10 protein-coding genes are annotated in these 6,716 nt (G+C 29.5%); 2 read left to right on the forward strand and 8 right to left on the reverse strand.

Translation table 11 applies throughout. From position 1 onward, the window contains the following. Position 1: 1 nt before the first annotated feature. Positions 2-832, reverse strand: coding sequence for a PHP domain-containing protein (locus tag JHL18_RS05780; protein ID WP_200267072.1), 831 nt, complete (start codon positions 830-832; stop codon positions 2-4). Between the two features lie 372 nt (positions 833-1,204). Between JHL18_RS05780 and JHL18_RS05785 the strand changes: the two genes are divergently transcribed. Next, on the forward strand, positions 1,205-1,687 hold the full coding sequence (locus JHL18_RS05785; RefSeq protein WP_200267074.1) for a hypothetical protein: 483 nt from the start codon (positions 1,205-1,207) through the stop codon (positions 1,685-1,687). Between the two features lie 55 nt (positions 1,688-1,742). Here JHL18_RS05785 and JHL18_RS26180 read toward each other — a convergent pair whose 3' ends face one another. Further along, positions 1,743-1,865 carry a hypothetical protein gene (locus JHL18_RS26180; protein WP_274600937.1) on the reverse strand — a complete coding sequence of 41 codons (123 nt, stop codon included), beginning with the start codon at positions 1,863-1,865 and terminating at the stop codon, positions 1,743-1,745. 493 nt (positions 1,866-2,358) lie between these two features. Between JHL18_RS26180 and JHL18_RS05790 the strand changes: the two genes are divergently transcribed. Beyond that, a complete protein-coding gene (locus JHL18_RS05790) occupies positions 2,359-2,610 on the forward strand; it encodes an NADH-quinone oxidoreductase subunit I (protein WP_200267076.1) in 252 nt (83 codons plus the stop codon). 106 nt (positions 2,611-2,716) lie between these two features. On the opposite strand, the gene JHL18_RS05795 is transcribed toward JHL18_RS05790, so the two are convergent. The 6 genes from JHL18_RS05795 to JHL18_RS05820 form a co-directional block, all read right to left on the reverse strand. Beyond that, positions 2,717-2,887: a VOC family protein gene (locus JHL18_RS05795; RefSeq protein ID WP_200267078.1), complete on the reverse strand. Its 171-nt coding sequence runs from the start codon at positions 2,885-2,887 to the stop codon at positions 2,717-2,719. 301 nt (positions 2,888-3,188) lie between these two features. After that, a complete protein-coding gene (locus tag JHL18_RS05800) occupies positions 3,189-3,572 on the reverse strand; it encodes a (deoxy)nucleoside triphosphate pyrophosphohydrolase (RefSeq protein WP_200267080.1) in 384 nt (127 codons plus the stop codon). A gap of 315 nt (positions 3,573-3,887) precedes the next feature. Next, positions 3,888-4,916, reverse strand: a complete 1,029-nt coding sequence (locus JHL18_RS05805) for a site-2 protease family protein (RefSeq protein ID WP_200267081.1) — start codon at positions 4,914-4,916, stop codon at positions 3,888-3,890. Positions 4,917-5,001: 85 nt separating this feature from the next. Next, positions 5,002-5,340: a Wadjet anti-phage system protein JetD domain-containing protein gene (locus JHL18_RS05810; protein WP_243277809.1), complete on the reverse strand. Its 339-nt coding sequence runs from the start codon at positions 5,338-5,340 to the stop codon at positions 5,002-5,004. Further along, complete coding sequence (locus JHL18_RS05815) at positions 5,300-5,491, reverse strand: hypothetical protein (RefSeq protein ID WP_200267082.1); 192 nt, start codon at positions 5,489-5,491, stop codon at positions 5,300-5,302. The genes JHL18_RS05810 and JHL18_RS05815 overlap by 41 nt, the downstream gene beginning before the upstream one ends. 412 nt (positions 5,492-5,903) lie before the next feature. Then, on the reverse strand, positions 5,904-6,224 hold the full coding sequence (locus JHL18_RS05820) for a hypothetical protein (RefSeq protein ID WP_200267083.1): 321 nt from the start codon (positions 6,222-6,224) through the stop codon (positions 5,904-5,906). Between the last annotated feature and the right edge of the window lie 492 nt (positions 6,225-6,716).

Below are 6,716 nucleotides of genomic sequence, written 5' to 3' on the forward strand. Positions count from 1 at the left end.
TTTATAATTTATTATAAAATCTAATAATCTTATCTAAGTATTCTTTATCAATTCCATACTGTCCAATTAAATTACTACCATCATTTGAGCACACTCCGTGGCAATCACTTCCACCAGTAACTAAAAGTTTGTATTTTTTACAAAGATTAAAAAATTTATTTACTTGCATCCCTGAATGGCTAGGATGAAAAACCTCTACACCACAAAGACCATAATCCTTTAATCTTTTAATTACCTTCTCCACATCTATATTTCTATAGATTTTTCCTGGATGAGCTAGAATCGGAATTCCACCAGCTTTTCTTATCAAGCTTAAGGTTTCAGTATAATTAAATTTGTATCTTTCTACATAAGCAGGACGACCTTTTATAAGATAATTATTAAAAGCTGCTTTATAATTATCTACATAGCCTTTTTCCACAAGGATCTTAGCTATATGTGACCTTCCAGCAGTATCCTTACAACAACATTCAATGTCATGTATGTTTATGTCTACAGAAAGTTCATTCAGCTTTGATATTATTTGCCTTATCCTATCGAATCTTATGTCCTTAAGCTTATTCATAGCATCGTTAAGTTCAACATTATTGATATCTATAAAATAGCCTAATATATGTAGCTCCGAATCATTGCAGATAGTGCTTATCTCAACTCCTGGCACAATATTAACCGAAGTCTCACAATCCTTTAAACCGAATTGTGAACATATAGAGTCATGATCCGTAATAGAAATAGTATTTATGTTCTTTTGTTCTGCGATATGTATTATTTCTGAAGGGCTTAATACCCCATCAGAGTAATTAGAATGTATATGCAAATCGGCATATTTCATCTCAGCACCTTATTTCCATTTTATATATTAAAATATATCATTATTGATTGTAAATGTAAATATGGGGTTCCTCTACGGATATTTAATTTATTATTGCCCAAAAATATCGGTTTTTAGAGATTTTCTGGCATGTATAAATTAATAACTATTGTTGAAACTCTATAATTCAGAGCAAAGAAACAGTTATTCAAATATATTGTAAAAATGTAGATGTATACAAGATGCTCTTTTTGTGATATACTAAGATAGTTACAGAAGAATGTGCCTTACGGCGCAAAACAATTTTATCCATAAATATAAGATATTATTTGGCTCTTGTGATTTTTATTGCAAGGGTCTTTTATTTTTATTTAATAAAAATTAGGAGGAAAAATGGAAATTTTAATAGTATTTTTACTAAAACTACTGGACAACACTCTGGGCACAATGAAAAATATATATCTAGCCAGAGGAAAGTTCTTCTTTTCTAGCTTACTAGCTGCGCTATCTACAACTATATACATGATTGCTGTTGTGAGGATGGCAAAATCAGAGGGTATATTAAGTATCGTGGCTATATGTGCTGCAACATTTATCGGGACGTTAATTCCAGGACTTGCAGTTAAGAAATCCGAGAAGGAAAAACTTTATATATTTGATATCACAGCAGACAACATGCACAGTGGCAAAGAGTTTGCAGATATTTTAAGAAGTGCTAATATCGCCATAAAAACCAGTGTTGTCTATGACCAGATGATGACAAAGACTCTTTCTATAAAGGCGTATTGTTCCAATAAGGAAGAAAGCAAAATGGTGAATGAAGTTATATACCCAGCTTTTAAATACAATGTTTATGCGCCAATGAGTTTGGAATAAGCTTGGCTAAGTATCTTTATCTCTTAAATAACTTGTTTCTATTATTTCTACTACTCTATTCTATAGTTCCTCTGCAGAAGTAAATCTTCTCAAAGGCGTCTACTAAAACTTCAAATTTCATAGTTCTAACACTTATTTTCATGGTAAAAAGATATATAAACTTACAATCACTAACCATTCTATGCAATATAAAAATGGACAACCTTCATTTTTTATGTATTTCCATATACAAGAATCCGCATTTTGTGAAATATTGATTGCAAGTTTCCTTCAATTGTATTAATTATCATAACTAATTCTGATAAAATAACTTTATTATCAAAGCATATCTTTATTATATCGTTATTACAGATATTAGATTTGTTCAAATATTCTTAGATACAAGCATTGTATGTATGTTTGTTTACATGGTCTAAATCGAATCATTTTCACCCAATCCTTTAAAACACTATATAAAAGTAATGGTTTCAATTGTGTTGACATTGAAATAGGACAAGTGATATCATAAATTATGTTTCCAGGAAACATAATTTATGATATCACTTTTAAGGGAGTAAATATAAAGTGAAAGAATTCTAGTTTAGATTAAAAATAAATAGAAAAAGAAAGAGTATAATCGGTTTTTTTGAAATTTCTAAGAATCGCTTATATTAAAAGGAGAATGTATTATTATGAACTTTAAAAGAAAAATCGCTAAGTTAAAAATCTTAAGGAAAATAAGTGAAGCTAAAGGACATATTAGGAATGACAGTAGTAAATGTGTTTATTGCGGTTTATGTGAGAAAGTATGCCCTGTTGAGGCTATTTCAGTTTTTAAAGAAGATCCAAAGAGTTGGAATATTGAACACAATGTTTGTATGCGTTGTACTCGCTGTGTTTCAGTATGCCCTAAAAAGTCTTTAGCTTTATTAAGAAGTAGCTAGCATGATTAGATCAATGGAATATATTTAAATATTTAAGTAGAATACCTTCATTTAAACAAGAATTGACAGCTTCTCACCGGTATGCTTTTACTGAAATTCAAACTATCTAATATTTAATAAGTGACTCATCAGCATACATTACTTCCCATTGATGGTCATCTAGATCTGTAAACCGATCATAATACATCCATCGTTCATCTGATGGCTCCAAATAGCGTGTTACACCATTTTTAAGTGCATTTCTAATAATCTGATCTACCGTATCCTTACTTCCCACATCTATGGCCAGAAGCACCTGAGTTGTTGACCCGTCTGCAATGGGACGATTTGTAAATGTACTGTAAAACTCATAGGATATAAGTTAAGCTTACTTTAATATTCTGTTGATTTTAATGACCCATAAAAGTAAGATGTTTTAACTCCACCGTCAATAAAAAAGCTTCCTGTGAGAAGAAAATCTTTCATTGCGTTGAAATCAGTGATATATATGTAAAGGGAGTTGCCCTTAGTTATTCTTCAGATTTTAAATATTTAGTGAGTGATGATAGGATGATCATATTTATAGCTAAAATTAATTTTTATATTTCTTTAAGTTTTTCTACAACTAAAATATCCGCAGGAACCCAATGAAGATTGTCTAGTTCTTCCAAGCATGCCCATTTTACAGCATTATGTGCATTTAATTGCAGCTTTCCTCCACAAACTTCGCATAGGAAGCAATGCATTGTAAGATGGAAGTTAGTATAGTCATACTCCACTGTTGTTATATATGTAGAAACCGTAATATCCAATTCTAATTCTTCTTTTATTTCACGAATAAGAGCGTCTTCTCTTGTTTCTTCAGCTTCAATTTTACCACCTGGAAACTCCCACATATTTTCAAACTCACCATAACCACGACGTGTAGTAAATATTTTATTATCATGTTTTATAACTGCTGCTACTACCTCTATAATTTTCATAATCATTATCACCTCTAATATGAATATTATACTATAAGTTGTAGGAAAATGAATTTATGAAATTATAGAAATTTGCCTCTCAGAACTATTTGTGAGTGTTTGATTATAAATATACATATAAGATATTTTAGTGCGTTTCCTCTGAATGCTAACTACAATCTTTATGCATGTGTATACAATCATAAGATACATCTTAACAAGAAATTCTTAACACAACCTAGAGACCTTATTATCGAAAAATCTGATAAGATTAATCATGCTAGAAAGCATGAGCTCATATATAAATATTCATTTAAACCATGATTTAAAAACTACTTAGCATTGTTTTTTTGCATAACTATCAAATTCAATATAAATTTTATATAAGGGATGTTTTTTTACTTTATAACTATTAATAGATGTTATTTTTTTAGTATTTTCTTTAACAGTCTTAAAATCATCTATCCTATTTATTAAATTGATTGCTGCTACTCTAATAGCAATTGACTTTGTCAGTATTAGTTCATCAAAACTATTTACCAACCAATTGAGAAACCTTAAAGTTTCTTCAGTAAAATTTTTATTTTCTATTTGATTGTACTCTAAAAATGCGTCAATTAAATTTAATGTTAAACTATTGATTTCTCTTTGCTTTAATGCTTGATCTATATAATCTATTATAATTTGCATGCAATATTTATTTATTGGATATTCTAATCGTAAATTTTCTGCAAAGTAAGGAATCATATTTTGGGGATTTTTATTTAAATATTTTATTAATATTAAATCACCAGCACTGTTCCCAAATTTTATCATTGAAGATAACACTGAAGAAACGTTTAAAAGAACTAAAATAATTCCTGTTTCTCTAAAACTTTGAGAGAATATAAGCCCTATACCAGTTATTACAAGTATTCCTGTTACTAGTACACCACCTAATAACATTCTTTTAATAGATTTAATGAAAGTATTATATTCTAGTTTTTCTGTCAGTACATTATTTAAATCAATCATTACAGATCCACCTAATACTAGTGGTGTAATTTTAAATTTAATTTTAAAAGATACCTCTTCTCTTGCACAGACAAAGGGACCTACAACAAATAGTTTAATAGGATATCTATATATTTTATATACTATCAGATGTCCCATTTCATGTAAAAATACGGAAAAGTAATATATTATGAAAAAGTTAATAATTATTTCGCATAGATCAGTAAATCGAAGATATCGCCCATATGCAGTTTTTAAACTTATTAATTCAAGTCCACAATAAAATGAAACAACAATCATTATTAATGCTATTAATATAGTGCTTTTTGTGTGTTTCATTTTAGAATGCTTTATGGTATATTCATTAATCATTTAATTTCTCCTAATCACTCGATTTATTATAGTTCACTGTAAATAGTATTAATTCCAAATGTAAGTATTAATTGTTTATGTTTGTCTAATCTTTCTCATTATTAATGATAGTATATCGAAGTAATATAGCCACCAAATTCAGTAAATCATCTTCTAACATTTCCTCTAAGGTTTTTCTATAAATTAAGGTTAGTGACTCGCAGTAGTTTCTTCCTTGCTTTAAGGTTTCTAGGTTCATGTTGTAGGCAACAAAGTTTATGCCTGTTTTCTCTACTAGGTTTCTAAGTATCTTAAAACCTCCATAGTCTATATCTCCAAAGTAATAAAATTCTTTTGAGTGCTTGCTTTTCTTCAGTTTTTGTAGCAGTTCTCTTCTGGTATTATTATGAAAGCCTCCTAAATATATAGAGAAAACCTGTCTCATTAAAGGTGTTGAAGGTAGTTAAGTTCTCTATACTTATTATCTTAGCTGCATTTATCTCAATGCTTTCGATATCACTTAACTCCTTGGAGCTTATTCCTATGCGGTATTTTAGTTCTGATCTGTCTAAGGCTGCTGATTTTAGTTTAATCACTGCATTTCCTTTAAAGTATACATAACTTGGATTGCTTACTACATTAAATTCCTCTAAGGTTAGGGTAGAATCCTTAGTGCTTCTCCTTCTATAGTTTCAAATCTTTTTGAAGCTCCGAAAAGTTTCTTTTAAATAAATATCTCTTCTTCTTCAATCAATAGATTTTTAATAGCTAAAAATATATGGTTACATTCCTCCAGATTTTCTACATCTAGTTATTTCTTTATAGAAGTTTTCTCCTCCGCTTTTTTCCTTGCACCACTTATATTTCCACTTGTCTTTGATATAAAGTATTCTCTAAATTCAGACTCATCTCTTTATTTGGCTTTCTTTACATTGTCCTCGTAGTCTACAATACTACTTTTTCTTAGCTTTTCCAATTCTGATAAAAAGGTGTTTATACATTCTTCTCCTACAGAATCACCAAATTCATAATCTCTATTATATGAAATTGTAGCTCTTTAAGCTCTCCTAGTCTCATATTAAGTTCAATAAAGGTGTTATCGTTACTCAAAGATTCTTTTTCCTTTAGCAACGCTTTAAGTGCTGTAGCTTCCACCTTTTCATGTAGTAATATATAAGCCTCTGCCCCTATATAAGGCCTTTTATAAACCTCTGGATCAATTGCTCTTGCCACATGATTTTTATATACCATACACTCAGGAGTTATAGATGTATTATGTTCCTTTAGCTTTGATATATCTTCCTCTCTTGTGACTTTTACAAGAATCATATTTATGAACCTTTTTGCATCTCTGTTATTTGAAGTTACTACCGCAGATAAGGAACTAATATTAGCTTCATCATATTTTTCTAACTTAAGGGTGTTTATAAGCCCTATAGAGTGAAGTTCATTTTTTCTTTTTAGTCTATCATATACCGAACTGGTACTATTTTAAATAAATGATTATCGATATTATCACCACCATATTTATTTTGTACAAAGTACTATTAATACTATATTTTTAACTTTCCTTCTTATTTTAAAGCTTTTGTATTATATGTCTATAGCATTCTAATTATATACTCACTGAGTTTTTTATGATATTTTTCAAAAGAAAAAGTACCAAGGCTATTGCCCAATGTCATTAAGTTAAGAAAAGACTTGCATCACAAATACGTGGTGTGGGTCTTTTTTTTATTTTCAGATTATCACTTGACAATATGCCAAGAATATGCGGCCGCTTTCGCTACCAATCCTTTTAAAGGTAGCGAAAGCGGCCCT

Origin of the sequence: Clostridium yunnanense, assembly GCF_016595795.1 — a bacterium.
GTDB classification, from domain to species: Bacteria; Bacillota; Clostridia; order Clostridiales; family Clostridiaceae; genus Clostridium_AR; species Clostridium_AR yunnanense.

Coding starts and splice junctions, on each gene's coding strand:
- JHL18_RS05780 (WP_200267072.1), bottom strand. CDS start 832: ATGAAATATGCCGATTTGCATATACATTCTAATTACTCTGATGGGGTA.
- JHL18_RS05785 (WP_200267074.1), top strand. CDS start 1,205: ATGGAAATTTTAATAGTATTTTTACTAAAACTACTGGACAACACTCTG.
- JHL18_RS26180 (WP_274600937.1), bottom strand. CDS start 1,865: ATGGTTAGTGATTGTAAGTTTATATATCTTTTTACCATGAAAATAAGT.
- JHL18_RS05790 (WP_200267076.1), top strand. CDS start 2,359: ATGAACTTTAAAAGAAAAATCGCTAAGTTAAAAATCTTAAGGAAAATA.
- JHL18_RS05800 (WP_200267080.1), bottom strand. CDS start 3,572: ATGAAAATTATAGAGGTAGTAGCAGCAGTTATAAAACATGATAATAAA.
- JHL18_RS05805 (WP_200267081.1), bottom strand. CDS start 4,916: ATGATTAATGAATATACCATAAAGCATTCTAAAATGAAACACACAAAA.
- JHL18_RS05810 (WP_243277809.1), bottom strand. CDS start 5,340: ATGAGACAGGTTTTCTCTATATATTTAGGAGGCTTTCATAATAATACC.
- JHL18_RS05820 (WP_200267083.1), bottom strand. CDS start 6,224: ATGATTCTTGTAAAAGTCACAAGAGAGGAAGATATATCAAAGCTAAAG.